This is a genomic window from Streptomyces sp. M41(2017) (genome assembly GCF_002078175.1).
Classification (GTDB): Bacteria; Actinomycetota; Actinomycetes; order Streptomycetales; family Streptomycetaceae; genus Streptomyces.
The window spans coordinates 2,753,488-2,779,350 of sequence record NZ_MWFK01000001.1; the positions used below are offsets into that span (position 1 = coordinate 2,753,488).

23 protein-coding genes and 1 tRNA gene are annotated in these 25,863 nt (G+C 71.0%); 16 read left to right on the forward strand and 8 right to left on the reverse strand.

Annotated elements, in window-relative coordinates:
* Nucleotides 1-109: 109 nt before the first annotated feature.
* The 5 genes from B0675_RS12090 to B0675_RS12110 all read right to left on the reverse strand — a co-directional run bounded on the left by B0675_RS12090 (nt 110) and on the right by B0675_RS12110 (nt 7,249).
* Nucleotides 110-1,189: a 2-oxoacid:ferredoxin oxidoreductase subunit beta gene (locus B0675_RS12090; RefSeq protein WP_081218813.1), complete on the reverse strand. Its 1,080-nt coding sequence runs from the start codon at nt 1,187-1,189 to the stop codon at nt 110-112.
* Nucleotides 1,182-3,125 carry a 2-oxoacid:acceptor oxidoreductase subunit alpha gene (locus tag B0675_RS12095; RefSeq protein WP_081218814.1) on the reverse strand — a complete coding sequence of 648 codons (1,944 nt, stop codon included), beginning with the start codon at nt 3,123-3,125 and terminating at the stop codon, nt 1,182-1,184. The genes B0675_RS12090 and B0675_RS12095 overlap by 8 nt, the downstream gene beginning before the upstream one ends.
* A gap of 235 nt (nt 3,126-3,360) precedes the next feature.
* Entirely contained in the window at nt 3,361-4,020 is a 660-nt protein-coding gene (locus tag B0675_RS12100; RefSeq protein ID WP_277625246.1) for a response regulator transcription factor, read from the reverse strand.
* Between the two features lie 358 nt (nt 4,021-4,378).
* Nucleotides 4,379-5,734: a sensor histidine kinase gene (locus B0675_RS12105; RefSeq protein ID WP_081218816.1), complete on the reverse strand. Its 1,356-nt coding sequence runs from the start codon at nt 5,732-5,734 to the stop codon at nt 4,379-4,381.
* 315 nt (nt 5,735-6,049) lie between these two features.
* Entirely contained in the window at nt 6,050-7,249 is a 1,200-nt protein-coding gene (locus tag B0675_RS12110; protein ID WP_081218817.1) for a sensor histidine kinase, read from the reverse strand.
* 305 nt (nt 7,250-7,554) lie between these two features.
* Here B0675_RS12110 and B0675_RS12115 point away from each other — a divergent pair, with 305 nt between their 5' ends.
* The 14 genes from B0675_RS12115 (at nt 7,555) to B0675_RS12180 (ending at nt 21,549) form a co-directional block, all read left to right on the forward strand.
* Nucleotides 7,555-7,968 (forward strand): NADH-quinone oxidoreductase subunit A, encoded by a 414-nt coding sequence (locus tag B0675_RS12115; protein WP_081218818.1) that lies wholly within the window; start codon nt 7,555-7,557, stop codon nt 7,966-7,968.
* Entirely contained in the window at nt 7,959-8,672 is a 714-nt protein-coding gene (locus B0675_RS12120) for an NADH-quinone oxidoreductase subunit B (protein WP_081218819.1), read from the forward strand. Before B0675_RS12115 ends, B0675_RS12120 begins: the two co-directional genes overlap by 10 nt.
* On the forward strand, nt 8,669-10,447 hold the full coding sequence (locus B0675_RS12125) for an NADH-quinone oxidoreductase subunit C (protein ID WP_081218820.1): 1,779 nt from the start codon (nt 8,669-8,671) through the stop codon (nt 10,445-10,447). Before B0675_RS12120 ends, B0675_RS12125 begins: the two co-directional genes overlap by 4 nt.
* Nucleotides 10,444-11,412: a complex I subunit 1 family protein gene (locus B0675_RS12130; RefSeq protein WP_081218821.1), complete on the forward strand. Its 969-nt coding sequence runs from the start codon at nt 10,444-10,446 to the stop codon at nt 11,410-11,412. Before B0675_RS12125 ends, B0675_RS12130 begins: the two co-directional genes overlap by 4 nt.
* A gap of 2 nt (nt 11,413-11,414) precedes the next feature.
* Complete coding sequence (locus B0675_RS12135) at nt 11,415-12,083, forward strand: NADH-quinone oxidoreductase subunit I (RefSeq protein WP_081218822.1); 669 nt, start codon at nt 11,415-11,417, stop codon at nt 12,081-12,083.
* Nucleotides 12,080-12,757, forward strand: coding sequence for an NADH-quinone oxidoreductase subunit J (locus tag B0675_RS12140; protein ID WP_081218823.1), 678 nt, complete (start codon nt 12,080-12,082; stop codon nt 12,755-12,757). Before B0675_RS12135 ends, B0675_RS12140 begins: the two co-directional genes overlap by 4 nt.
* Nucleotides 12,757-13,143: an NADH-quinone oxidoreductase subunit NuoK gene (gene nuoK, locus B0675_RS12145; RefSeq protein ID WP_081218824.1), complete on the forward strand. Its 387-nt coding sequence runs from the start codon at nt 12,757-12,759 to the stop codon at nt 13,141-13,143. The genes B0675_RS12140 and nuoK overlap by 1 nt, the downstream gene beginning before the upstream one ends.
* Nucleotides 13,140-15,131 carry an NADH-quinone oxidoreductase subunit L gene (locus B0675_RS12150; protein ID WP_081218825.1) on the forward strand — a complete coding sequence of 664 codons (1,992 nt, stop codon included), beginning with the start codon at nt 13,140-13,142 and terminating at the stop codon, nt 15,129-15,131. Before nuoK ends, B0675_RS12150 begins: the two co-directional genes overlap by 4 nt.
* 6 nt (nt 15,132-15,137) lie before the next feature.
* Nucleotides 15,138-16,712 (forward strand): NADH-quinone oxidoreductase subunit M, encoded by a 1,575-nt coding sequence (locus tag B0675_RS12155; RefSeq protein ID WP_081218826.1) that lies wholly within the window; start codon nt 15,138-15,140, stop codon nt 16,710-16,712.
* Complete coding sequence (locus tag B0675_RS12160; RefSeq protein WP_081218827.1) at nt 16,709-18,208, forward strand: NADH-quinone oxidoreductase subunit N; 1,500 nt, start codon at nt 16,709-16,711, stop codon at nt 18,206-18,208. Before B0675_RS12155 ends, B0675_RS12160 begins: the two co-directional genes overlap by 4 nt.
* A 264-nt stretch (nt 18,209-18,472) precedes the next feature.
* Nucleotides 18,473-19,336, forward strand: coding sequence for a zinc metalloprotease HtpX (gene htpX, locus B0675_RS12165; protein WP_081218828.1), 864 nt, complete (start codon nt 18,473-18,475; stop codon nt 19,334-19,336).
* Nucleotides 19,333-19,725 (forward strand): YccF domain-containing protein, encoded by a 393-nt coding sequence (locus B0675_RS12170; protein WP_081218829.1) that lies wholly within the window; start codon nt 19,333-19,335, stop codon nt 19,723-19,725. The genes htpX and B0675_RS12170 overlap by 4 nt, the downstream gene beginning before the upstream one ends.
* Nucleotides 19,726-19,728: 3 nt before the next feature.
* A complete protein-coding gene (locus B0675_RS12175) occupies nt 19,729-20,931 on the forward strand; it encodes a barstar family protein (protein ID WP_081218830.1) in 1,203 nt (400 codons plus the stop codon).
* Between the two features lie 51 nt (nt 20,932-20,982).
* Nucleotides 20,983-21,549: an SMI1/KNR4 family protein gene (locus B0675_RS12180; RefSeq protein ID WP_081218831.1), complete on the forward strand. Its 567-nt coding sequence runs from the start codon at nt 20,983-20,985 to the stop codon at nt 21,547-21,549.
* A gap of 120 nt (nt 21,550-21,669) precedes the next feature.
* Here B0675_RS12180 and B0675_RS12185 read toward each other — a convergent pair whose 3' ends face one another.
* The gene (locus B0675_RS12185) at nt 21,670-22,920 is read right to left on the reverse strand and encodes an APC family permease (RefSeq protein ID WP_081218832.1); all 1,251 of its coding nucleotides are present in this window, start codon (nt 22,918-22,920) and stop codon (nt 21,670-21,672) included.
* A gap of 184 nt (nt 22,921-23,104) precedes the next feature.
* Between B0675_RS12185 and B0675_RS12190 the strand changes: the two genes are divergently transcribed.
* Nucleotides 23,105-23,371: a GlsB/YeaQ/YmgE family stress response membrane protein gene (locus tag B0675_RS12190; RefSeq protein WP_081218833.1), complete on the forward strand. Its 267-nt coding sequence runs from the start codon at nt 23,105-23,107 to the stop codon at nt 23,369-23,371.
* Nucleotides 23,372-23,523: 152 nt separating this feature from the next.
* On the opposite strand, the gene B0675_RS12195 is transcribed toward B0675_RS12190, so the two are convergent.
* Nucleotides 23,524-24,012, reverse strand: coding sequence for a YajQ family cyclic di-GMP-binding protein (locus B0675_RS12195; RefSeq protein WP_081218834.1), 489 nt, complete (start codon nt 24,010-24,012; stop codon nt 23,524-23,526).
* Nucleotides 24,013-24,212: 200 nt separating this feature from the next.
* On the opposite strand from B0675_RS12195, the gene B0675_RS12200 reads away from it, so the two are divergent.
* Nucleotides 24,213-24,294, forward strand: a tRNA-Tyr gene (locus B0675_RS12200).
* Nucleotides 24,295-24,428: 134 nt separating this feature from the next.
* Here the strand turns inward: B0675_RS12200 and B0675_RS12205 are convergent.
* The gene (locus B0675_RS12205) at nt 24,429-25,841 is read right to left on the reverse strand and encodes a site-specific integrase (RefSeq protein WP_081218835.1); all 1,413 of its coding nucleotides are present in this window, start codon (nt 25,839-25,841) and stop codon (nt 24,429-24,431) included.
* Between the last annotated feature and the right edge of the window lie 22 nt (nt 25,842-25,863).

Here is a 25,863-nt window from a genome sequence, read left to right on the forward strand (position 1 = left end):
GAACGGCGAACGCGAACGGCGAACGGCCAACCGTGCGCAGCGCACCGCGAACCGTGAACCGCGCGGCCCGGCCGAGGGAATCGGCCGAGCCGCGGTCCGGCCGGGAGCCTCAGCCGACGACGGTCCAGGTGTCGCCGCCGGCGAGCAGTGCCGCGAGGTCTCCCTTGCCGTTCTGCTCGATGGCCGCGTCCAGCTGGTCCGCCATCTGCGTGTCGTAGACCGGCCGTTCGACCGAGCGGAGCACACCGATGGGGGTGTGGTGCAGGGTGTCGGGGTCGGCGAGGCGGGACAGCGCGAACGCGGTGGTGGGGCTGGGGGAGTGGGCGTCGTGGACGAGGATCTGCGCCCGGTTGTCGTCCGTGACCGCCACGACCTTCAGGTCGCCGGTGGCGGGGTCGCGGACGACGCCCTTGGACTGGTCGGTGCCGAAGGTGATGGGCCGGCCGTGTTCGAGGCGGATGACGGCTTCCTCGGCCTGTTGCTTGTCCTTGAGGACCTCGAAGGCGCCGTCGTTGAAGATGTTGCAGTTCTGGTAGATCTCCACCAGCGCGGTGCCCGGGTGGGCGGCGGCCTGGCGCAGGACGTCGGTGAGGTGCTTGCGGTCGGAGTCGACCGTGCGGGCCACGAACGAGGCCTCCGCGCCGATCGCCAGGGACACCGGGTTGAACGGCGCGTCGAGCGAGCCCATCGGCGTCGACTTGGTGATCTTCCCGACCTCGGAGGTCGGCGAGTACTGCCCCTTGGTCAGGCCGTAGATCCGGTTGTTGAACAGCAGGATCTTCAGGTTCACGTTGCGGCGCAGGGCATGGATGAGGTGGTTGCCGCCGATGGACAGCGCGTCGCCGTCCCCGGTGACCACCCACACGGACAGATCCCGGCGCGAGGAGGCCAGTCCGGTGGCGATCGCGGGAGCACGCCCGTGGATCGAGTGCATCCCGTAGGTGTTCATGTAGTACGGGAACCGCGAGGAGCAGCCGATCCCGGAGACGAAGACGATGTTCTCCTTCGCCAGCCCCAGCTCCGGCATGAACCCCTGCACGGCCGCCAGGATCGCGTAGTCACCGCAACCCGGGCACCAGCGCACCTCCTGATCGGACTTGAAGTCCTTCATGGACTGTCTGGCCTCGGCCTTGGGGACGAGTGAAAGCGCCTCGATCGTGCCCGTGCCTTCCGTGGACGTCTCAGCCATCGATGGCCTCCTTGAGCGCGGTGGCGAGCTGCTCAGCCTTGAACGGCATGCCGTTGACCTGGTTGTACGAGTGGGCGTCCACCAGGTACTTGGCCCGGATCAGGGTGGCGAGCTGCCCGAGGTTCATCTCCGGGATCACCACCTTGTCGTAACGCCCCAGCACCTCGCCCAGGTTGTGCGGGAAGGGGTTGAGGTGGCGCAGATGGGCCTGCGCGATGGGAACGCCCGCGGCACGCAGTCGGCGCACGGCCGCGGTGATGGGCCCGTAGGTGGAACCCCAGCCCAGGACAAGGGTGTCGGCGGCCTCGTCGGTGCCCGCGGTGGGGTCGTCGACGTCGAGGTCGGGGACCTGGATGCCGTCGATCTTGGCCTGCCGGGTGCGGACCATGAACTCGTGGTTGGCGGGATCGTAGGAGATGTTCCCGCTGCCGTCCTGCTTCTCGATCCCGCCGATCCGGTGCTCGAGCCCCGGCGTCCCCGGGACCGCCCAGGGACGGGCCAGCGTCTGCGGGTCACGCTTGTACGGCCAGAAGACTTCGGTGCCGTCGTCCAGGGTGTGGTTCGGACCCTGCGCGAACTGGACCCGTAGATCCGGGAGTTCGTCCACCTCGGGGACCCGCCACGGCTCGCTGCCGTTGGCGAGGTAGCCGTCGGAGAGGAGCAGTACGGGCGTCCGGTAGGCCAGGGCGATCCGCGCGGCCTCCATCGCCGCGTCGAAGCAGTCGGCCGGCGTCATGGGCGCGACGATCGGGACCGGGGCCTCGCCGTTGCGGCCGTACATCGCCTGCAACAGGTCGGCCTGCTCCGTCTTGGTCGGCAGACCCGTGGACGGCCCACCCCGCTGGATGTCGATGACCAGCAACGGCAGTTCGAGCGAGACGGCCAGCCCGATCGTCTCCGACTTCAGCGCCACACCCGGCCCCGACGTCGTCGTGACCGCCAGCGAACCACCGAAGGCGGCCCCCAACGCGGCCCCGATCCCCGCGATCTCGTCCTCCGCCTGGAACGTGCGCACCCCGAAATTCTTGTGCCGGCTCAACTCATGCAGGATGTCCGAAGCCGGAGTGATCGGATACGAACCCAGATACAACGGCAGATCCGCCTGCCGGGACGCCGCGATCAGACCGTACGACAGCGCCAGATTCCCCGAGATGTTGCGGTACGTACCCGTCGGGAACGTCTGCGCCGCCGGAGCCACCTCGTAGGAGACCGCGAAATCCTCCGTCGTCTCCCCGAAATTCCAACCCGCCCTGAACGCCGCCAGGTTCGCCGCCGCGATCTCAGGCTTCTTCGCGAACTTCGCCGCCAGGAACTTCTCCGTACCCTCCGTCGGCCGGTTGTACATCCACGACAACAACCCCAGCGCGAACATGTTCTTGCTCCGCTCGGCCTCCTTGCGCGAGAGGTCGAACTCCTTCAGCGCCTCCACCGTCATCGTCGTCAACGGCACCGGATGCACGCTGTACCCATCGAGCGAACCGTCCTCCAGCGGACTGGTCGCATACCCGACCTTCTGCATCGCCCGCTTCGTGAACTCGTCCGTGTTCACGATGATCTCCGCACCCCGTGGCACATCCGCCATGTTCGCCTTCAACGCGGCCGGATTCATCGCCACCAGCACATTCGGCGCGTCACCCGGGGTGAGGATGTCGTGGTCGGCGAAGTGCAGTTGAAAAGAAGAAACGCCCGGCAGGGTTCCTGCGGGCGCGCGAATCTCGGCCGGGAAGTTCGGCAGCGTCGAGAGGTCGTTGCCGAACGAGGCCGTCTCCGAAGTGAAACGGTCACCGGTGAGCTGCATCCCGTCACCCGAGTCCCCCGCGAACCGGATGATGACCCGGTCGAGCCGGCGGACGTCCTTCGTCCCCACCGGTTTGCGCTGTTCTCCCACGAGGGCTTCGTCGGCCTGCTCCGTTGGGCTACTGACCTGGCTCGTCACTGAACTGGACCTCCTTTGAGGCGGCTGTCCGGGCGGGGTCCTGCCGTAGACCCTTCCCTTTTCAACCCTACGTCCGTAAGGGTCGCCTTCCTTCGGCCATTCGCATGATGGACACCATTTTGAGACGGCCTGACGCCCTGACTTGTCATGATTTCCCCGCCCTCGGTTCTCTCCCCGAACGACGCTCCCGGTCTGCCTCCTGGTTCTGTCCGACAACTGACACAGTGTCAGATGGTCAGGAGTTCAGATAGGTCAGAACGGCCAGAACACGCCGGTGGTCCCCGTCGCTCGGGGACAGGCCGAGCTTCAGGAAGATGTTGCTGACGTGCTTCTCGACCGCCCCGTCGCTCACCACCAGCTGGCGCGCGACGGCGGAGTTGGTCCGGCCCTCGGCCATCAGCCCCAGCACTTCCCGCTCCCGCGGCGTCAGTCCGGCCAGCACGTCCTGCTTGCGGCTGCGGCCCAGCAACTGCGCCACGACCTCCGGGTCGAGTGCGGTACCCCCCTGGGCCACCCGCACCACGGCGTCCACGAACTCGCGCACCTCGGCGACCCGGTCCTTGAGCAGATAACCGACGCCACGACTGGAACCGGCCAGCAGTTCGGTGGCGTACCGCTCCTCCACGTACTGTGACAACACGAGCACACCGAGTCCGGGATGCGCCTTGCGCAGCTGCACGGCCGCCCGCACGCCCTCGTCGGTGTGCGTCGGCGGCATCCGTACGTCGGCCACCACGACGTCCGGCAGCGCGCCCTGCGCCGCGAACTCCGCCATGGTCTTGATCAGCGCCTCGCCGTCCCCGACCCCCGCCACCACGTCGTGCCCCCGGTCGGTCAGCAACCGGGTCAGGCCCTCCCTGAGCAGCACTGAATCCTCGGCGATGACGACCCGCACCCTGTCCTCCACGATTCTTCGGCCCCCCAGAGCCCGCCCCGGGCCGTCCCCGGACCCGCCGGGTTCGTCCCCGCTCGTACGACAGCGTTCGTACGACTGACCCCAGCATTCCAGCATTCCGATCGGGGCGCGCCCGGGCGGCGTGAATACGCCAGGGGTCTGTGGAGGTGTGGTTCCGGAGGGGGGTGGAGGGTGATGCAGCAGACCGGCCGGCGGTTCCGGACGGCTGGGTCGCGCGCCGGTCCGGTGGTGCCGGAGCGTACGCGCGGGTGTGGCGGGGCCTCTCGGCCCCGCCCGGTCGGTCGGTCCCGCCGGGCCGTGACCGCCCCGTGGTGGGGCGGCGGCCCGCAGGGGCGGTTCAGCCCCGCCAGGGCAGTTCCGCCGTGATCCGCGTCGGGCCGGCCACCGGCGAGTCCACGACGAGGATCCCGTCGACCGCGTCGAGCCGTTCCGCGAGTCCCGCGAGGCCCGAACCCGAGGAGGCGTCGGCCCCGCCCACTCCGTTGTCCACGACCTGGAGCATCAGCCGGTTCTCGACCCGCCACACGTCCACGCTCGCCCGGGTCGCCCGGGAGTGCTTGCTGATGTTCTGGAGCAGTTCGGAGACGGTGAAGTAGGCGATGCCCTCGATGGCGGGCATCGGCCTGGACGGCAGGTCGACCTCCACCCGCACCGGCACCGTGCACCGCGAGGCCACGGAGGACAGTGCGGCGTCGAGGCCCCGGTCGGTCAGCACCGCCGGGTGGATGCCGCGCGCGAGGTCCCGCAGCTCCTGGAGGGCCGTCTTCACCTCACCGTGCGCCGCGCCCACCATCCGCGCGGCGGCCTCCGGGTCCTCGGTCAGCTTCTCCTTGGCGAGCCCCAGGTCCATCGCCAGCGCGACGAGCCGGGCCTGCGCCCCGTCGTGCAGATCGCGTTCGATGCGCCGCAGGTCGGCCGCCGCGGTGTCGACGACCGCCCCCCGGTCGGACTCCAGCTCCACCACACGGGTCGCCAGCCGCGACGGGCCGAGCAGCCCGCGCACCATCAGCCGGTCCACGCTCGTCAGCGCCCGCACGATCCACGGGGTCGCCATCGTGAACAGCAGCCCGAGCAGCGCGGTCATCGTGATCTCGAACGGGTTGTCCAGGTACACGGAGTGCGTACCGTCGCCGTACAGCTGGAGGCCGCCCTGGCCCGCGTACATCGGGAAGACCCAGAACCACAGCGGATACGTGAGCAGCGCCCACCCGTACAACCAGAAGCTCAGCGCCACCGTGAAGGAGAACACCGCCCACGGGAACTGGACCACCGCGTACAGCAGGTGCCGCCACGAGGCACCGCTCCTGAGCACCGCGCCCATCCACGCCATCGGGCCCTGCTTGCGCACCCGCAGCGGCTCGGGGTCGGCCACCTCGACATCCAGCAGCCCGCGTGCCCGCGCCCGCTCCAGCGAGCCGAAGCCGCGGCAGCCGGCCAGCGCGGCGGCGAGCACCGGGACGCCCAGGAAGGTGATGAGCAGACCCGCGCCCAGCGACACCATGGTGACGGCGAACGTGAACATGAGGATGCCGAGCGGCAGACCCAGCATCACGTAGCCGAACTCCCGCCAGCTGCGGGCCTCGATCGGTGCCCGGAGCGGGGCCGGAAGCCGGTGTCGCCGCTCGCCGGCACCCGCCCCGTCGAATCCGGGCCCGCTCCGGTGCCCGTATCCGTTTCCGTACTCCGTGGCCATCGGTCCGTCCGTTTCTCTCGTCGCGTCCTGCGCCTCGACTCGTTCCGCGCGTCGGCTCGTACCCCTACTCTGCTGTCCGCGCGGCCCGCGGACCATGGAGCGGGTCGGCGTCTCGGCCCGGGGGTTTTCCCTACCTATGGCCACCCGCCCCTCCGGTACCGGCCGGACGCCGGTCCCTCCAGCACCGGACCCGCGGCCGGTCCTCCCGTACGCGGGACCTACGGCCGCCTCCCCGTACCGGCCGGACGCCGAAGGCCGCACGGTGGTTCACCGTGCGGCCTTCGGTCCGGGGCGCGTACGTGCCGTTGCCCCTCGTTATCGTGCGGGCCCGTCCTCGCGTGCCCGCCACGGGAGTTCGGCCGTGACGACCGTCGGGCCGCCCTCCGGCGAGTCGACGACGAACAGGCCGTCCACCGCCCCCAGCCGGTCGGCGAGCCCCGCCATGCCCGTGCCGCCGTCGAGGCCCGCGCCGCCGTGGCCGTCGTCGCTGACCTGGATGAGCAGACGGTCGTCCGACCGCCAGACGTCGACGGACGCCGAGCGCGCACCACTGTGCTTGCTGACGTTCTGGAGCAGCTCGGAGACGGTGAAGTAGGCGATGCCCTCGATGGCCGCCGCCGGCCGCGCCTCCAGGTCGGCCGTCACCTTCACCGGCACCGTGCACCGCGAGGCCACGGAGGACAGGGCCGCGTCCAGACCCCGGTCCGTGAGGACCGCCGGGTGGATACCGCGGGCCAGATCGCGCAGCTCCTGCAGAGCGAGCTTCACCTCGCCGTGCGCCTCGTCGACCATCACGGCCGCCGCGTCGGGATCCTCCAGCAGCTTCTCCTTGGCCAGACCGAGTCCCATCGCCAGCGCGACGAGCCGGGCCTGTGCCCCGTCGTGCAGATCGCGTTCGATGCGCCGCAGATCGGCGGCCGCCGCGTCCACCACCACTCCGCGGTCGGACTCCAGCTCGGCGATGCGCTTCTCCAGCGCGTCGTCGGGCGACAGCAGTCCGCGCACCAGCGCCCGGTCCACGTTCGTCAGCCCCCGTGCCAGGAACGGCAGCACCGGCCACAGCACGAACAGCGACACCAGCGTGATGGTGAAGGTGGCGATGCCCCACGGCAGCCTTATGAAGTCGTAGAGCGTGGCCCGCCAGGCCACCGGGTCCTTCAGGCTCGACCACAGCCAGCCGAAGAGACCGGTGCGCCGCACCGGCAGCGGGCTCGGCTCGTCGATCCGCAGCCCCAACAGCCGCCGTGCCCGCGCCCGCTCCGCCTTGCCCAACTGCCGCGAACCGCGCAGTCCGCCCGCGAGCAGCGGCAGCCCGATCACCGTGACCGCCAGCCCGGCACCGGTGGCCAGCATCGTCACCACGTACACGAAGCCGACGAGCGAGGCCGGCAGGTTCAGCAGGAGATGCGCGATCTCCTTCCAGGTCTGCCGGTCCAGGGCGAAGCGCGCGGGAGGCAGCCGGTCGCCGTCGGACGGTCCGTCCGACGGACCGGTGGGCGTGATGCGTTCGGTCATATCCGCTAGCCTGCCCGGCGGCGCGCCGCCGCGCCATGAGGTGGGCCGCCGCGATGCACTGGGGATAACCCCACCCTCAGGGGTGACGGCGGGGCGGGACGCGCGAGGCCGGCGGGGAGCCGTTCACACCATGAGACGTGAACGCGTGCCCGGTGGTCGGGGGATGGCCGAGGTGTGACGGGCTGCTTACGCTCTCTTTAGCAGGCCCTAGACTCCCGTCCGTACAGATCGTCGAACACGGCGCATCACCGACTGCGCGACGGCGCACGGCGGGGCGCAACGAGGTCAGGGAGTGAGGGGCTGACGTGCCGGAACCGACCGTTGTCACGGCGACCGGGTCCGTCGTCGCGGCGGACTACTTCCAGTCGTACTCGGTCGTCGGACTGCTCGCCGTCGTCGGCGTGCTCTTCGTCGCCGTCGCGTTCGGGGCCGGCCGCCTGCTGCGGCCCGTGGTCCCCACCCCCGAGAAACTCCTGACGTACGAGTGCGGCGTCGACCCCGTCGGCGAGGGCTGGGCCCACACCCAGGTCCGCTACTACGTGTACGCGTTCCTCTACGTCATCTTCGCCGTCGACTCGATCTTCCTGTTCCCCTGGGCCACGGTCTTCGCCGCTCCCGGCTACGGCGCCGCCACGCTCGTCGAGATGTTCATCTTCCTCGGCTTCCTCGCCGTGGGCCTGCTGTACGCATACAAGAAGGGCGTCCTCACATGGACGTGACCCCCTCCGCCCCGGAACCGGTCCTGCTGCCCGAGCCCAAGCGGCTCGGCGCGCTCGCCCGGCTCGCCCCCGAGCCGATGAAGGTGGTCCTCAACTGGGGCCGCCGCTACTCGCTCTGGGTCTTCAACTTCGGCCTCGCCTGCTGCGCGATCGAGTTCATCGCCGCGTCGATGGCCCGGCACGACTTCATCCGGCTCGGCGTCATCCCCTTCGCGCCCGGCCCCCGCCAGGCGGACCTGATGGTGGTGTCCGGCACGGTCACCGACAAGATGGCCCCCGCCGTCAAGCGCCTGTACGAGCAGATGCCCGAGCCGAAGTACGTCATCTCCTTCGGCGCCTGCTCCAACTGCGGCGGTCCCTACTGGGACTCCTACTCCGTCACCAAGGGCGTCGACCAGATCATCCCCGTCGACGTGTACGTCCCCGGGTGCCCGCCCCGCCCCGAGGCGCTGCTCCAGGGCATCCTCAAGCTCCAGGAGAAGATCGCCCGGGAGTCGCTGGGGGAGCGGTACGGCACGGCCCGGCCGTCCGCCGCCGCCCTGCAGAGCGGCCTGGTGAAGCCCCCCGTCCCCGCGAGCGCGGCGCCGCAGCCGCCCGAGGCGGAGGAGGGCCGTACCTCCTCACCGGCCCAAGAGGCGTCACCGTCCGCGACCGATGCTCCCGCTCCCGATCCCGCTCCCCGTTCGGGCGAGGAGGACCGATGACCGTCGGCTGGCTCCCCGCCCCCGCCGAGGAACTCTTCGGCCCCGACGCCACGGCCGAGGAGTCCTACGAGGTCCTCACCGTCGACGTACCGCCCACGGCCTGGATCACGGCCCTCGAAACGGCCCGTGACACCCTCGGCTGCACCTACTTCGACTGGCTGAGCGCCGTCGACGAGCCCGGTACCGGCTTCCGCGTCAGCGCCCACGTCGTGGCCCTGTCCCCGGTCCGCCGTCTCCTCGTCCGTACGACCGTCCCGCACACCGGTCCGGTCCTCCCGTCGGCCGTCTCCGTCTACGCGGGCGCCGGCTGGCACGAGCGCGAGACCCACGAGATGTTCGGCGTGGAGTTCGAGGGGCACCCCGGCCTCGACCCCCTGCTGCTGCCGGAGGGCTTCGAGGGCCACCCCCTCCGCAAGGACTTCGTCCTGGCCGCCCGCGTCGCCAAGGCCTGGCCCGGCGCGAAGGAACCGGGCGAGTCCGAGCACGGCGGCCCGAAGCGCCGCCAGATACTCCCGCCCGGTGTCCCCGACCCCAATGAGTGGGGTCCGCTCAAGGGCCAGCTCCCCCCGGCACCGTCCCGTCCCGCCCGCGGCGCGGCCCGCGCGGCGGGGGACCGCCCGGTCCGCAGGACCCGCACGGCGGCCGAGGGCTCGGCCGGCCAGACAGCGCCGGGTCCCGGAGCGGGCGCCGGCCCGCAGACGGCGGGCGCCGGCACGGTCGCGGGTGCGGCTCCCGAGGGTGCGGCTCGCGCAGCCGCAGGTGCGGCCCCAGCCGGTGAGGGTGCCGCCTCCGGCGCCGAGACGGCCCGCCCGGGCCGGCCGGCCCGCCGCACCCGCAGCGCCGGGCAGGGATCGGCGAGCCAGCGGGCGGCCGAGACGGTGACGCCGGCGGAGGCGGGGCCCACGGATGCCGGGGAGTCGGCTTCCGGTCCGAGCGCTCCGTCCGGGGACACGCCTCAGGCCGAGCCGACCCCTCCGGAGGCTCACACGGCCCCGGCAGCCGACGCGCCCTGGCACCAACCGAAGCCCGCGTTCGAGGACGAGAAGCCGAAGCAAGCGCCGAAGCAGGGGTCGAGGCAGGGGCCGAAGACGGCGGGGCAGCAGGGGGCAGAGCCCGAGCCCGCGTCCGAGCCCGAGCCTGCGTCTGAGCCCGCGTCCGAGCCCGCGTCCGATGCTGGGCCGCTCCCCGAGCCCGGCGTCCAGTCTGGGCCGACGGCCGAGCCCGAGCCCGCGTCCGATGGTGGGCCGAAGCGCGAGCCCGAGCCCGGCGTCCAGCCCGGCCCGACGGCCGACACGGCGTCCGGCGCCGAGCCCGATGCCGAGTCCGGTTCCGGTTCCGGTACTCATCCGGCGCGTGGTCCGGAGTCCGGAGCGGCCTCGGACCCTGACCGGGACTCTGGGGCGGACCGTGACTTTGGGGCGGACCATGACTCTGGGTCGGACCGTGACTCTGGGGCGGACCGTGACTCCGGGGCGGACCGGGACTCCGGGTCGGACCCTGACTCTGAGCCCGACCGTGACTCTGAGCCCGACCGTGACTCCGGGTCGGACCGTGACCCTGGGGCGGACCGGGACTCCGGGCCGGACCCTGACTCTGAGCCCGACCGTGACTCTGCGTCGGACCGTGACTCTGGGCCGGACCGGGACTCTGCGTCCGACCGGGGCTCTGCGTCGGACCGCGCGCCCGAACCAGCTCCTGAGCCATCCCCCGCACCAGCCCCCGAGGCCGCGCCCACCCGAAGCTCCGACGACGACCCCTCAGGAGGACCGCAGTGAACGACGCTCTCGACGTCGCCCTCCGCCTGATCGTCGTCTTCGTCGTGTTCCTGACGTTCCCCCTGATCGTCGGTCAGACCGAGCACAAGGTGATGGCCCACATGCAGGGCCGCCTCGGCCCGATGTACGCGGGCGGGTTCCACGGCTGGGCCCAACTGGTCGCGGACGGCGTCAAGTTCGCGCAGAAGGAGGACATCGTCCCGGCGGAGGCGGACCGCCGCGTCTTCCAGCTCGCGCCCGCCGTGGCCCTCCTCCCGTACCTCCTGGTCCTCCTCGCGATCCCCATCGGTCCCGGGGAGGGCGCGGTCGGCGAGGTCGTCGACGCGGGCATCTTCTTCGTCCTCGCCGTGATGGGCGTGGGTGTCCTCGGCTCGCTCATGGCGGGCTGGGCCTCCGCCAACAAGTTCTCCCTCCTCGGCGGCCTGCGCACCGCCGCGCAACTCCTCGCCTACGAACTCCCCATGCTCCTGACGGCCGCCTCGGTCGCGATGGCAGCCGGCACGGTGTCGCTGCCGGGGATCGTGGACGCCTTCCACTGGTGGTGGCTGCCCTGGCAGATCGTCGGCGCGATCGTGTTCTTCGTCGCCGGCCTCGCCGAACTCCAGCGGCCCCCCTTCGACATGCCCGTCGCCGACTCCGAGATCATCTTCGGCGCGTACACCGAGTACACCGGCCTGCGCTTCGCCCTGTTCCTGCTCGCCGAGTACGCCGGAATCGTCGTCCTGTGCGGGCTGACCACCGTCCTCTTCCTGGGCGGCTGGCACGGCCCCTGGGGTGCCGACGGCCTCGGCTGGGTGTGGACGCTGCTGAAGACCGCGATCCTCGCCTTCGTCGTCATCTGGCTCCGCGTCACCTACCCCCGCCTGCGCGAGGACCAGCTCCAGAAACTCTCCTGGACCCTCCTCGTCCCCCTCTCCCTCGCCCAGATCGCCCTCACCGGCATCGTCAAGGTGGTGATCGCCTAACCATGGCCGAGCCCCTCCCGCCCACCCGTTCCCGCATCCCCGGCTCCGGCCTCGCCAAGGGTCTGGCCGTCACCCTCCGCACGATGACGAAGAAGACCGTCACCGCGCAGTACCCCGACGCCCAGCCCGAACTCCCGCCCCGCACCCGCGGCGTCATCGGCCTCTTCGAGGAGAACTGCACGGTCTGCATGCTGTGCGCCCGCGAGTGCCCGGACTGGTGCATCTACATCGACTCCCACAAGGAGACGGTGCCGCCCGCCGCCCCCGGTGGCCGCGAGCGCAGCCGCAACGTCCTCGACCGCTTCGCCATCGACTTCTCCCTGTGCATGTACTGCGGTATCTGCATCGAGGTCTGTCCTTTCGACGCGCTGTTCTGGTCCCCGGAGTTCGAGTACGCGGAGACCGACATCCACGAACTCACCCACGAGCGCGACAAGCTCCGCGAGTGGATGTGGACCGTCCCGGCCCCGCCCGCCCTCGACCCCGCCGCCGAGGAACCCAAGGAGATCGCCGCGGCCCGCAAGACCGCCGACAAACTCGCCGCCGAGCAGGCAGCGCGGGCGGAGGCAGCGGAAGCGGAGGCAGCGGAAGCAGAGGCGCCGACCGCCCCGCCCGGACAACCGGAGCCCCCGGCCGCACCGCCCTCCGGTCCTCAGGAGGGCCAGTCGTGACCTTCGCAGCAGCCACCGCCACGGTGGCCCGCGCGACCACCACCGTCGCCGCCGGACATCACGGCTTCCTGTCCCCGACAGGCGTCGAGATCGCCTTCGTCCTCGTCGGCCTGGTCACCTTCGGCGCCGCGCTCGTCTCCGTCACCACCAGGCAACTGGTGCACGCCGCCCTCTGGCTGGTCGTGGCGCTCGGCGGTCTGGCCGTCGAATACCTGCTGCTGACGGCCGAGTTCATCGCCTGGGTGCAGGTCCTCATCTACGTCGGTTCCGTCGTCGTCCTCCTCCTCTTCGGCCTGATGCTCACCAAGGCCCCCATCGGGCGCTCCCCGGACGCCGACTCGGGCAACCGCTGGGCGGCCCTCACCGTCGCGGTCGCCGCGACCGGCGCCCTCGTCTGGGTCGTCGTCGACGCCTTCCGCACGACCTGGGTCGACCTGAACGGTCCCGCCGCCGGCTCCACCGAGGTCACCGGCGCGAGCCTCTTCCAGAACTGGGTCCTCCCCTTCGAAGCCCTCTCCGTCCTCCTCCTCGCCGCCCTGGTCGGCGCGATCGTCCTCTCCCGCAAGGCGAAGACGGAGACGAACGCCGGCACGGCCACGGGCGCGACGGCAGGACCGCGCGTCCCCGGCGGCCGCAACGGCACGGAACACGAAGACAAGCAGGGGGCCCGCTGATGCACCTCGCCTATCCCGCCGTGCTGGCAGCCCTCCTGTTCGGCACCGGCCTGTACGGAGTCCTCGCACGGCGCAACGCGATCCTGGTCCTGATGTCGGTCGAGCTCATGCTCAACGCCGTCAACCTGAACCTCGTCGCCTTCGACGTGTGGCTGTCCAAGGCGGCCCGCGACACCCTGCACTCCGGCCAGGCCCTCACCCTGTTCACCATCGCCATCGCCGCCGCCGAGATCGGCATCGGCCTGGCGATCGTCCTGTCCGTGTACCGCAACCGCGGCACCTCGGACATCGACAAGCTCCGCGACACCGCCGAGGGACACGACCCCGGCAGCGACGACTCCGACAGCGACGCCCCCGTGGCCGAGAAGGCTGAGGCCACCGCGTGACCACGACCACCCTCGCCGTCCTCGTCCCCCTCCTGCCGTTCCTGGGCGCCGCCGCCGGCCTCCTCCTGGGCCGCACGTCGCCCGGATTCGTCCGGCCGCTCGCCGTCCTGCCCCCGCTCGCGTCACTCGTCCTCGCCGTGACCGTCGCCGTCCGCCAAGGCGGCGGGCAGGCCATCGACGCGCACACCGAACTCACCCCGACCGGCTCCGTCCCCATCGAGCTGTCCCTGCACATCGACGGCTTCGCCGCCCTCGTCGCCGTCCTCGTCGGCGTCGTCGCCACCTGCGTGCAGATCTACTCGACGGGCTACCTGCGCGACGACCCGCGCTACCCCTCGTACGCCGCTCTCGTCTCCCTCTTCACCTCCGCGATGCTGCTCGTCGTCTACTCCGGCGACCTGATGGTGCTCCTGGTCGGCTGGGAGATCATGGGCATCTGCTCGTACTTCCTCGTCGGCCACTACTGGGAGACCCCGGAGGCGCGCGCCGCCTCCCTCAAGGCCTTCCTGGTCACCAAACTCGGCGACGTCCCCTTCCTCATCGGTCTGTTCGCGCTGGCCACCGACGCCGGCTCCTTCCGCATCACCTCGGTCCTCGGCACCGTCGCGAGCGGCGGACTGCACCACCCGACGCTGGTCGCCCTGCTCCTCCTCGCCGGCGTCGCGGGCAAGTCGGCGCTGTTCCCGCTGCACACCTGGCTGCCCGACGCGATGGCGGGCCCCACCCCCGTCTCCGCGCTGATCCACGCCGCGACGATGGTCGCCGCCGGCATCTACTTCGTCGCCCGGCTCCTTCCCGTCTTCCAGGCCTCCTCGGCCGCGATGGTCGTCCTCGCCGTCATGGCCGGCGTCACGATGGCCGGGTCCGGCCTCGCCGCGCTCGCCCAGGACGACATCAAGCGGGTCCTCGCCTACTCGACGATCGGCCAGCTCGGCTACATGGCCGGCGCCCTCGCCGTCGGCGACCGCGGTGCCGCCGTCTTCCACCTCCTCGCGCACGGCGCCTTCAAGGCGCTGCTGTTCCTCGCCGCCGGTGTCGTCATCCACGCCTCCGGCACCAACTCGCTCGCCGTCATGTCCCGTATGAAGGGCCTGCGCAACCGCGTGCCCGACGCGTACTGGACGATGACCGTGGCCCTCCTCGCGCTCGCCGCCATCCCGCCCTTCAGCGGTTTCTTCTCCAAGGAGGCCGTCCTCGGCGCCGCCGAGCACGTCGCCACCGGCCACACCGAGCACGCTCCCGGCGCCGCGGGCTGGATCGTCCTGATCACCGGCATGGTCACCGCCGTCCTCACCGCCGCCTACGCCACCCGGCTGTGGCTCCTCGCCTTCCACGGACGGGGAACCGAGGCCCCCGACCACGGCAGGCAGCCGGTCACCATGACCGCCGTCCTGTGGGTGCTCGCCGTGCCCTCGCTCGCCTTCGGCCTCACCTACGGGCCGCTCCCCGACTGGTTCGACGGCCGCGACCTGACGCCCGTGCTCACCACCTCGGTGCTCGGCACCGGCCTCGCCCTGGTCGGCGTGGTCATCACCTACGGGGCCTGGCGGCACACCACCGCGATGGCGCTCCGCGTCCCGCTGGGTGCGGTCGCGGCCCACCCCGACGCCGATGCCGGACTGGTCGAGGCCGAGGCCATCGCCAGCCACGAACCCGCGTTCGGAGACGTGGCCTACGTGCCCGACCCCGCGGACCCTGGCAGGCTGCTGCTCGGCCCGCTGCACCGCCACGCGGCCGTCGGCTTCCACCTCGACGCCGTGTACCACGCGCTGTTCGTCCGCCCGGTCCAGGCCGGAGCCCAGCTCGTCCGGTTCCTCGACCGCGAGGTCGTCGACACGTACGTACGCGGCGCGGGCGCCCTACCCCGCTGGCTCGGCGCCGCCGTACGGCGGGCGCAGACCGGCAACGTGCAGACCTATGTGAGCGCGCTGCTCGCCGGCACCGTCGTCCTGGTGGTCGCCGCCGTCCTCGTCGCCACGGGAGCGTGAGCAGGCGTGATCGATATCAGTGAGTCCGTGATGCAGGTTCTTCTCGCGTTGATCGTCGTCGGGCCGCTCATCGGGGCCGCCGCGGCCCTGCTGCCGGCCCCGCCCGGACTGAAGGGGAAGTCGCCCGAGCAGGCGGTGCTGCGGCACGGCGTCGTCGTCACCGGTGTCGTCCTCATCGCCGCGATCGTCCTCGCGCTCGGCTTCGACCACGACCACCCGTCGAAGATGCAGGCCACGACGGACATCAGCTGGATCCCCGCACTCGACGTGCGGATCCACCTCGGCATCGACGGCATCTCCCTCCCCCTTCTGGTGCTGACCGCGCTGCTGACCTTCCTGTGCGCGCTGTACTCCTACTTCAAGATGCCCGCGGGCCCGACCCCGAAGGCATTCGTCGCGCTGCTGCTCGTCCTCGAGACCGGCACCCTCGCGACCTTCGCCGTCCTCGACCTGCTGCTGTTCTTTCTCGCGTTCGAGATGGTGCTCATCCCGATGTACTTCCTCATCGCACGGTGGGGAGGTGCCCAACGTCAGGCCGCGGCCTGGAAGTTCATCCTCTACACCCTGCTCGGCTCGGTCGTCATGCTGCTCGGCCTGCTCCTGATCGGAATCAGGGCGGGCACATTCGACATGGTGGCACTCGCCACTGACAACGGCCGATCGCTGAGCACATCCGTGCAGGTCATCGCCGTTCTGGCGATCGGGATCGGACTCGCGGTCAAGACGCCGATGTGGCCGCTGCACAGCTGGCTGCCGGACGCCCACACCGCCGCGCCGACCGTCGGCTCGGTCCTGCTGGCCGGCGTCATGCTGAAGATGGGCACGTACGGGTTCGTGCGGATCCTGCTGCCCATCACCCCGGACGGCTTCCGCACCTTCGCCCCCTACCTCGCGGCCCTCGCGGTGGTCGGGATCATCTACGGTTCGCTGGCCTGCCTGGCCCTCGCCAAGCAGGGCGCGAAGGGCGACCTCAAGCGGCTCATCGCCTACTCCTCCGTCGGCCACATGGGCTTCGTCCTGCTCGGCATCTCGACCATGACGCCGACCGGCGTGAACGGCGCGCTGTTCGCCAACATCGCCCACGGCCTCATCACCGGCCTCCTCTTCTTCCTGGTCGGAGCACTGAAGGACCGCACGGGCACCACGGACCTCGACACCCTCGCCGACCGGACCGGCGCCGCGCTGTACGGCAAGGCCCCGCGCCTCGGCGGCCTGCTCGCGTTCGCCGCCGTCGCCTCGCTCGGGCTGCCCGGCCTCGCCGGATTCTGGGGCGAGATGCTGGCGCTGTTCGGCGCGTTCAAGCCCGCCGAGGCCCTCAGCAGGCCCGCCTATCTGACCTTCATGGCGATCGCCGCGTTCGGCACCCTGCTCACCGCCGCTTACATGCTCGTGGTGGTGCGCCGCGTCTGTATGGGCCCGGTCGCCCAGGAGACGCCGAAACTCGCCGACGTGCAGACCTACGAGTTCGCCGCCTGGACGCCGCTCGTCGCCCTCACCGTCGTCGCCGGCCTGTGGCCCCGGGCCCTCCTCGGCCTGACCGACCCGGCCGTACAGCAGCTCCTCGCAGGAGGCACCCGATGAGTTCCCTGGTCCAGTCCGTCGACTGGCTCGCCATCGCGCCGCCCACCCTCGCGGCGGTCGTCGCACTCGTCGTGCTCGTCGCCGACCTCTTCCTCGGTGAAGCCCGCAAGGCCGTACTGGGCTGGGTCTCGGTGGCGGGCCTCGCCGCGTCCGCGCTGCTGCTGCTGCCCCTCCTCGACGGCGACCGTGCCACGTTCTGCCTGACCGGTGACGCGGACGCCTGCAGCTACGTCGCGGACCGCTTCACCCTGGTCGTCCAGCTCCTGGTCCTCGGCGGCGCGCTCCTCGCGGCCCTGCTCTCCGTCACCGCCCTCAAGGACGCCGACAAGGAACTCCCCGAGGGGGAGTACTGGTTCCTGCTGCTCTCCTCGGCCGCGGGCGCCGCCCTGCTCCCCGCCTCCCGCGACCTCGCCACTCTCATCGTCGCCCTGGAGGTCGCCTCCCTGCCCGCCTTCGCCCTCGTCGGCATCCGGCGGGGCGACAGGAAGTCCTCGGAAGCGGCCCTGAAGTTCTTCCTGTCGTCGGTCACCGCGACCGCGGTCAGCCTGATGGGCGTCAGCTTCGTCTACGCCACGACGGGCACCCTCCACCTCACCCGGATCGCCGACCGGATCCAGCACGTCGACGGACAGTTCCACACCCTCGCCCAGACGGGCGTCGTCCTCACCCTCGTCGGCTTCGCGTTCAAGACGGCCGCGGTGCCCTTCCACTTCTGGGTGCCCGACACCTACGTGGGTGCGCCTCTGCCGATCGCCGCCTACCTGTCCGTCGTCGGCAAGGCGGTCGGCTTCTCCGGGCTGATCCTCGTCACCGTCATCGCGTTCCCGTCGTACGCCGACGTCTGGGGCCCGGCGATGGCCGCGCTCGCCGCCCTCACCATGACGGTCGGCAACGTAGGGGCCCTGCGGCAGCGCTCCACGCGCGCGTACAGCGCGGTCCGGCTGCTCGCCTGGTCCTCCGTCGGACAGGCCGGCTACCTCCTGGTGCCGATCGCGTCCGCGGCCTACTCCAAGGACGCGCAGAAGGCCATCGGCTCCACGGTCGCCTACGCCCTCATGTACGCCGCCGTGAACCTCGGCGCCTTCGCGGTCGCCGCCCTGGTGGCCCGTACGAGCCCGCTCAACCGCATCAGCGACTACCGCGGCCTCTACGCGAGGAACCCGCTCACCGCGCTGGTGCTCGGCTTCTTCCTGCTCTGCCTCGCCGGTCTGCCGCCGGGCATCATCGGCCTCTTCGCCAAGGTGACCGTCTTCTCGGCGGTCGTCGACGCCGGGCTCGGCTGGCTGGCCGTCGTCATGGCCGTCAACGTGGTGATCGCGCTCTTCTACTACCTCCAGTGGACGACGCTCCTCTTCCGCGCCCCCGAGGGCGAGCCGGGCACCCACCGCGTCCCGGCCCCGCTGACGGCCGCGATCGCTCTGACGGCCGTACTGGGCGTCGCCCTTTCCGGTGCGCCCCAGCTGATCCTGCGCTTCTCGGAGACGGGCCTCTTCTAGAACCGGAGACCGTCGCTCCGACCGGCCCGCCCGGGCACGCCGCTCCCGGCCCGATCCGACCCCGTTCCCGGCCTCTCCGCGCGCTTCACGCGCGCGTGGAGCACCGCCCGGATCACCCGCACGGCCCACCCGCCGGGCCGCGCGCACAAGGGAACTAGACCCTCCCGTCTGGCGTTGACCAGTACGGGAGGGTCCACTGAAGAGTGGAAGCAGAGCAGTAAGCAAGCAAAGGGTTCCCCTGCCGCACCACTTGGAGGGCGTACCGTGCACCGCCGGCACAACGGGCTCAGGACAGCCGTACTCCTCGGGGGACTGTCCGCACTCATCATCGTCATCGGCAGCTTCTTCGGGCGTACCGGCCTGATCGTCGCGCTGGTCATCGCGCTCGGGACGAACGCGTACGCCTACTGGAACAGCGACAAGCTGGCCCTGCGCGCGATGCGGGCACGCCCGGTGAGCGAGTTCGAGGCCCCCGCCCTGTACCGCATGGTCCGCGACCTCTCCACGCAGGCCCGCCAGCCCATGCCGCGGCTGTACATCTCGCCGACGGAAGCGCCGAACGCCTTCGCGACGGGCCGCAACCCGCGCAACGCGGCCGTGTGCTGCACCGAGGGGATCCTGCGGATCCTGGACGAGCGCGAGCTGCGCGGCGTCATCGGACACGAGCTCAGCCACGTCTACAACCGCGACATCCTGATCTCGTCCGTGGCCGGTGCTCTCGCCTCCGTGATCATGTTCCTCGTCAATTTCGCCTGGCTGATCCCGATCGGCCGCTCCAACGACGACGACGGCCCCGGCATCCTCGGCATGCTCCTGGTCATGATTCTGGGACCGCTCGCCGCCTCCCTCATCCAGCTCGCCATCAGCCGCTCCAGGGAGTACGAGGCGGACGCGTCCGGCGCCCAGCTCACCGGCGACCCCCTCGCCCTCGCGAGCGCGCTGCGCAAGCTCGACGCCGGCACCAAGCAGCTGCCCCTGCCTCCCGAGCCGCGCATCGAGACCGCGAGCCACATGATGATCGCGAACCCCTTCCGTCCGGGACAGGGAATGTCCAAGATGTTCTCGACGCATCCGCCGATGGCGGAGCGCATCGCCCGGCTCGAGCAGATGGCAGGTCGACAGCAATGAGAACGATTCTGAACGTCATCTGGCTGATCCTGAGCGGCTTCTGGCTGTTCCTCGGGTACCTGGCCGCGGGCGTCATCCTCTGCATCACCATCATCGGCATCCCGTTCGGCATCGCCGCCTTCCGCATCGGCATCTACGCGCTGTGGCCGTTCGGCTATACGACGGTGGAGCGCCATGACGCGGGCGCCCCGTCCTGCGTGGGCAACGTCCTGTGGCTGGTCCTCGCCGGCTGGTGGCTGGCCCTGACCCACATCGTGACGGGCATCGCCATGTGCCTCACGATCATCGGCATCCCGTTCGGCATCGCCAACTTCAAGCTCATCCCGGTCTCGCTGTTCCCGCTGGGCCGCGAGATCGTGCGCACGGACGAGCCGTTCGCGGCGCGCTAGCGCATGACCGCGGGGGAGGAGCCGCCGAAGTACCGGCTGGTGCCGTACGAGGCCGAGGCCGCACCGTGCGGCACGGAGGCTCCAGGCGAGCCCTGGGCGCTGTGCGCCGACGCCGAGGGCCTCTTCGGCGCCCCGCTCCCGCCCTCCCGCCGGACGTACGAACTGCTGGGATGCGCGCCCCAGGGCGACCTGATGAAAGCCCTCCCACACGCGCGTGTGCGCCGTACCGCTCCGCTCGGCACCCTCCGCCTGGAGGGCCTCGACCGGACGGGCGAGCGTGCCGGCCCCTGGGCCTGGTGCCTGGAGGACGTCCGCGTTCTCGGCGACCGTCCCCGCGTCGACGATCCGTCTCTGGCCGACATCACCGTCGAGGCGTCCGAGTCCGAGTCCGCGGAGAACGCCACGGAGAGCCCCCGACGGCCGCCCCGCTCACCCGGCTACCTCCTCCTCGGCGCCGACGGGGAGCCCTGGGGAACCTGCCGGGACCTCGCGCACATCCGCCTCGGCCCCGAGCCGGCGGAAGCGCCGATACGACTGCTCGGCTGCTCGCCGGGCGGCGCCCTCCGGGCCGCTCTGGACGCCGGGGACGAGGACCTGGGCCACGGCCGGTTGCTGCGCCTCGACGTCCACGGCAGCACGGTCCAGCAGGCCGTCGAGGGCGAGGTGACGGCCTGGATCCCGTCGGCGCGCGGCCAGGGCTTGGTCGACCTCGCTCTGGACCCCTGGTCGGAGCGCCCGCCACCCGGAGCCGCCGAGGTCTGGGACCTGTGGTGGGAGGGACGTCCGTCCACCCCCGGCCGCTGGGCCCGCTGCGGCCCCGAAGCCCGCTCCTGCTGGCTCGACACGGCCCGTCACCACCACGCCCGCGGCGCCCCGTCCGCACCCGACGGAACCACCATCCATCTCGACGGCCGCCACATCACCGACCACCCCGGCTTCCACTGCGCGCTCGGCGAAGCGGTCAACGGCCCCGGCGGCTACTTCGGCCGGAGCCTGGACACGCTCGGCGCCTGCCTGCGCGGAGAGCGGGGTGCGCGACGGCCCTTCACCCTCGTCTGGCATGCGTCGGCCGTCGCCCGCAGCTGCCTCGGCACCACCCCGCACACCGACTTCGGCCGCATCCCGCCCACCGATCACCACCCGCCGGCCTTCGAGGAACTGCTCGCGTTCCTGGGGGAAAAAGGGGTCGATGTCCGTCTCGACTGAGGGTTGTCCACAGGCTGCCCGATTGTCAGCGGCGCGCTGCATGATGAACCCATGACCGAAATCGAGCAGTTGCTGGCACGGGTCGCCACGGAGGCCCGCAACACCCGTCCCTGGGGCTGGCCTTCGCTCCCCGCGCCCGTGGACACGGCCGAGGTCGCCCGCGCCGAAGCCGTCCTGGGCTTCCCGCTGCCCGCACTGCTCGCCTCGCTCTACCTGCGGATAGGGGACGGCGGATTCGGCCCGGAATACGGCCTGTTGCCTCTCCTGGAAGGCCCGCCGTCGGGTGAGCCGGCCGTCGTCCCGCAGTACCTGGCCAGTCGGCGGAGCGGCCGCAAGGACCCCGAGTGGCCCTGGCCCGAGGGCGTGCTGCCGATATCCCACTGGGGCTGCGGCATGTACGCGTGCGTGGACTGCCAGGACCCCGACGGGGCCGTCCTGCTGTACGAGCCGAACGCCGACGAGGCGGACCACGCCTGGTACGTCGACGCACCGGACCTCGCGACCTGGCTGCGCACATGGCTCGACGGCACGGGTTGGTACGAGGAGTCCAACGACGGCGGGGACCTCCAGCCCTGGACCGCGTTCTCGCAGCGCACGACACCAGCCGGGACGCCCTGACCCACGGCTCCGTACCGCACCACGCTCGACGCAGCGAGGACGAAGCCGCCGGCGGCCGACGGCATCCTCGGGCCGGGCCCGACCTCGAAGCAGGGGCGGTCGCCCGGCGCCCCGGGCCGGTCAGCGCGAGCGCGAGGTCGCCCACAGACGTACGCCGTAGACAGCCGCCCCGACCGCCAGCACACCCGCGCCCACCACCACCGACACCGCGGGCAGGGCGACCGCCAGCGTCAGGCACCCCACGAGACCCAGCACCGGCACGACCCGCGACACGAGAGTCGAACGCACCGTCCATGCGGACGCGTTGGCGACCGCGTAGTAGGCCAGGACACCGAAGGAGGAGAAGCCGATCGCACCGCGTACGTCCACGGTCGCCGCGAGCACCGCGACGACCGCGCCCACGGCCAGTTCCGCCCGGTGCGGGACCTGGAAGCGGGGATGCACGGCGGCCAGCGCACCGGGCAGATGACGGTCACGAGCCATGGCCAGCGTGGTCCGCGAGACGCCGAGGATCAGCGCGAGAAGTGAGCCGAGCGCGGCCACCGCGGCCCCCACCCGCACGACCGGCACGAGCCCGGACAGCCCCGCCGCCCGTACGGCGTCCACGAGCGGCGCCTCCGCGCGCCCCAGCCCGCCCGGCCCGAGCACGGAAAGGACAGCGACCGAGACCGCCGCGTACACCGCGAGCGTGATGCCGAGGGCCAGCGGGATCGCGCGCGGAATGGTGCGCCCCGGGTCCCGCACCTCCTCGCCGAGCGTCGCGATCCGCGCGTACCCGGCGAAGGCGAAGAACAGCAGACCGGCCGCCTCGAGCACGCCTCCCGGGCCGGACGACAACCCGATGCCGAGCCGCCCGGCGTCGGAGGCGCCCGAGCCGAGACACCCCACGACCACGGAAGCGAGGACACCCAGGACCACCGCCACGATCACCCGGGTCAGCCAGGCCGACTTCTGCAGACCGCCGTAGTTCACGGCGGTCAGCGCGACCACGGCCGCCACCCCCACCGCGTGGGCCTGCGCCGGCCAGACGTACGCGCCCACCGTCAACGCCATGGCGGCGCAGGAGGCCGTCTTGCCGACGACGAACGACCAGCCCGCCAGATAGCCCCAGAAGGCCCCGAGCCGCTCACGCCCGTAGACGTACGTGCCTCCCGAGGCGGGGTACAGGGCAGCGAGGCGGGCCGAGGACATCGCGTTGCAGTAGGCGACGACGGCGGCGATCGCGAGACCGAGCAGTAGCCCTGGGCCCGCCGCGCGCGCCGCCGGACCGAGCGCGGCGAAGATCCCGGCGCCGATCATCGAGCCGAGCCCGATGACCACGGCGTCACCCAGGCCGAGGGTTCGGCGCAACGCGGCGCTGGGCTGAGGCATGCGCCGCACCTTACTGATCTCCGCAACCGAAAAGAGCCGTGTCCACGTCTTGTTCATCGACACGGCACCGGCGGGACGCAGAGGTCACCCGCAGCGTGGACGGACAGGACGAGCAGCTCACTGCCGGACCGAATTCACAGGTTCGGGACAGCGTGGCTGCGGCACGGAGGGGCAGGTTCAGGGCATGGGCATCATCAGCTGGATCATTCTGGGGCTGCTGGCAGGCGCCGTGGCCAAGCTCCTGCTCCCGGGCCGCGACCCGGGAGGGTTCATCGGCACGACCCTCATCGGTGTGGCGGGCGCGTTCATCGGCGGCTGGATATCGGCCCGCTGGCTGGACCACCCCATCAGCAAGCACTTCTACGACGGTGCCACCTGGGCGGCCGCCATCGGCGGTTCGCTCGTGCTGCTGATCATCTACCGGGTCCTCTTCGGCAACTCGCGCGACTGAGCCGCGCGGCGGTTCCGCCGGAGACCGCGACCGGGCGACGAGACGGGTGGGCACCCAGGGGGTGCCCACCCTTCTCGTGACGCCACCGGCGCATGGCGCGCCCGCCGAACCGCGGGCGCGCCCCCGGCTCGCAGGGGACGTTCCCGTCCGTCCTACCGGTAGTTCACGTACTGCAGCGCGAAGTCGAAGTCCTTGCCCTTGAGGAGGGCCTGGACGGCCTGCAGGTCGTCACGGCTCTTCGAGCTGACACGCAGCTCGTCGCCCTGCACCTGGGCCTTCACGCCCTTCGGACCCTCGTCACGAATGATCTTCGCGACCTTCTTCGCGTTGTCCTGGGAGATGCCCTCCTCGATGGACGAGAAGATCTTGTACTCCTTGCCGGAGAGCTGCGGCTCACCGGCGTCCAGCGCCTTCAGTGAGATACCGCGCTTGATCAGCTTGGTCTCGAACACGTCGAGGATCGCCTTCACGCGCTCCTCGGAGTTCGCCTCCATGAGGATCTTCTCGCCGGACCAGGAGATGGAGGCGCCGACGTTCTTGAAGTCGTAGCGCTGCGAGATCTCCTTGGCGGTCTGGTTGAGGGCGTTGTCGACCTCCTGCCGCTCGACCTTCGAGACGATGTCGAAACTGGAGTCGGCCATGTCCTGTGGCTCCTTGTATCGGGGTGCGTGGGGGCGGCCGTCGAGCCCGGCGTAGGCCCCGGCCGCATCCGCATAAGCCTAGCCACCCCCTTCCCTCCAAGGCTCGATCAATCGGGTGGCGAAGCACCCCCGGGCATCGGGTATCGTTTACGTCGTTGCCACGGAGCACCGCCCAAAAGCGGGGTTCAGGCAGCAAACCTGGCGGTGTGCCCGAGCGGCCAAAGGGAGCAGACTGTAAATCTGCCGGCTTAGCCTTCCGTGGTTCGAATCCACGCGCCGCCACATGAAGGTGAACCCCCTCCGATCTGCGGAAACGTAGATCAGAGGGGGTTTCCTTTTGCTCGAACACCGAGGTTAGCGCAAAGCCCCAAAAGCGAGGCTTGTCTCACTCTGTCTCGGGTGTCGTCCGTCCCTGATCAGCGTGTGTCCCCCAGACGTCCCCCGGGGGACGCGGCGTCTCCCTCCCATTCCCGCAGGCCAGCCTCGATCTGACGGTTCGCGCGGTCCTGCGCCTGTGCCAGAACCTTCGCGTAGACCCGGAGCAACACCGCCACAGAGTGGCCGGCCCTGCGGGCAACCTCCATCGGGTCGACCCCAGAGAAGAGCCAGAAAGACACGCCTGCGCACCGGAGGTCGTACGGGCGCCGGGCGAGCGGTGAGGCCAGCTCGGTGGGGGACAGGGTCTCGCTCCGGGCCTCTGCCCAGACTTCGCCATAGCCTGTGTCCTGGATCACACCTCCGCGGCTCGTGCGGAAGAGCCGGCCGTCCGGGGCCGCGCCGTAACGCGTGATGTGCCAGCGGAGCATGGCCACGAAGTGCGGAGGGACGGGTACCACCCGCGAGTCTCGGGCCGCCCGCGCCTTCAGGTGACGGTTCTGGTGGGCGCGGTCGTCGTCCGTCCAGCCGTGGCCGGCATGGACGATGCCGCCGCGGAGCGTGAGCCGCCCCCACCCGCGCTTGGGCAGATGGCACTGCGACGCGGTCAGGCCGACTGCCTCAGCCGGCCTCATGGCGGCGTAGTACAGGCACCCGAAGAAGGCCTCCAGGTGGGCTCCGCGGGCGCCTTGGGCGCGTACGCCGGCGAGTAGCTCCCGGATCTGCCGAGGGTTGGCGACGCTCGCGGGGTCGACTTCTTCCGTGGACTTTGGGGACGTCCATTTCACTGTGGTCAGCGGGTTCACGGGAACGCTGAAGTATCGGCGCTCCACGGCGAGACCGAGGACGTCGCTGAGGCATGCTCGCTTGCGGTTCGCGGTGCGTCCGGCTGCGGAGGAACCATCGAGCAGCGTCGACAGCGCATCGAGAGCCAATCGCAGCGTCTCAGGTTCTTCGAGTGCGGAGACGGGCAGGGAGTTCTTCTCCAGCCAGCGCAGTGCGTCGGCGACTTCGGCCGGGTGCTCCTGATTCCAGCGCTTCTTGTTGTACGCCCATCCGTACAGAGCGGCGCGGAGCGCGCGGGCCGGTGGCTGGCCCACGGTCGACTTCACCAGCGCGGGCGTGATCGTGGCCAGGGCGTCCGCGTCGTTGCGGCGGGACTTGGCCGGAAGGCGGTCCCACCTGCGATCGATGTACGCGCGGGTGTGCTCGTACCAGGTCACGGAGCCTTTGAGCGCGCGGAGTTCGGTGACGGGCAGCCCCGTCTCTTCGTCGAACTGGTTGCCCTTGCGCAGGGCGGTCATCAGTTCTGTGCGTCGCCCGTCTGCTTGGGCTTTCACGGTGTAGCTCTTCGAGTGCTTCTGTGTGCCGACCAACCAGCGAACTCGGTAGGGCTTCGGGCGGTCGCGCCGGGTCTCGATGCTGTAGATGCGCACGTCGAACGTGAGGTGCATGACTCTCCGGGAAGGACAGAGC

Coding starts and splice junctions, on each gene's coding strand:
- B0675_RS12090 (WP_081218813.1), bottom strand. CDS start 1,189: ATGGCTGAGACGTCCACGGAAGGCACGGGCACGATCGAGGCGCTTTCA.
- B0675_RS12105 (WP_081218816.1), bottom strand. CDS start 5,734: ATGGCCACGGAGTACGGAAACGGATACGGGCACCGGAGCGGGCCCGGA.
- B0675_RS12110 (WP_081218817.1), bottom strand. CDS start 7,249: ATGACCGAACGCATCACGCCCACCGGTCCGTCGGACGGACCGTCCGAC.
- B0675_RS12120 (WP_081218819.1), top strand. CDS start 7,959: ATGGACGTGACCCCCTCCGCCCCGGAACCGGTCCTGCTGCCCGAGCCC.
- B0675_RS12125 (WP_081218820.1), top strand. CDS start 8,669: ATGACCGTCGGCTGGCTCCCCGCCCCCGCCGAGGAACTCTTCGGCCCC.
- B0675_RS12135 (WP_081218822.1), top strand. CDS start 11,415: ATGGCCGAGCCCCTCCCGCCCACCCGTTCCCGCATCCCCGGCTCCGGC.
- nuoK (WP_081218824.1), top strand. CDS start 12,757: ATGCACCTCGCCTATCCCGCCGTGCTGGCAGCCCTCCTGTTCGGCACC.
- B0675_RS12160 (WP_081218827.1), top strand. CDS start 16,709: ATGAGTTCCCTGGTCCAGTCCGTCGACTGGCTCGCCATCGCGCCGCCC.
- B0675_RS12170 (WP_081218829.1), top strand. CDS start 19,333: ATGAGAACGATTCTGAACGTCATCTGGCTGATCCTGAGCGGCTTCTGG.
- B0675_RS12175 (WP_081218830.1), top strand. CDS start 19,729: ATGACCGCGGGGGAGGAGCCGCCGAAGTACCGGCTGGTGCCGTACGAG.
- B0675_RS12180 (WP_081218831.1), top strand. CDS start 20,983: ATGACCGAAATCGAGCAGTTGCTGGCACGGGTCGCCACGGAGGCCCGC.
- B0675_RS12185 (WP_081218832.1), bottom strand. CDS start 22,920: ATGCCTCAGCCCAGCGCCGCGTTGCGCCGAACCCTCGGCCTGGGTGAC.
- B0675_RS12190 (WP_081218833.1), top strand. CDS start 23,105: ATGGGCATCATCAGCTGGATCATTCTGGGGCTGCTGGCAGGCGCCGTG.
- B0675_RS12195 (WP_081218834.1), bottom strand. CDS start 24,012: ATGGCCGACTCCAGTTTCGACATCGTCTCGAAGGTCGAGCGGCAGGAG.
- B0675_RS12205 (WP_081218835.1), bottom strand. CDS start 25,841: ATGCACCTCACGTTCGACGTGCGCATCTACAGCATCGAGACCCGGCGC.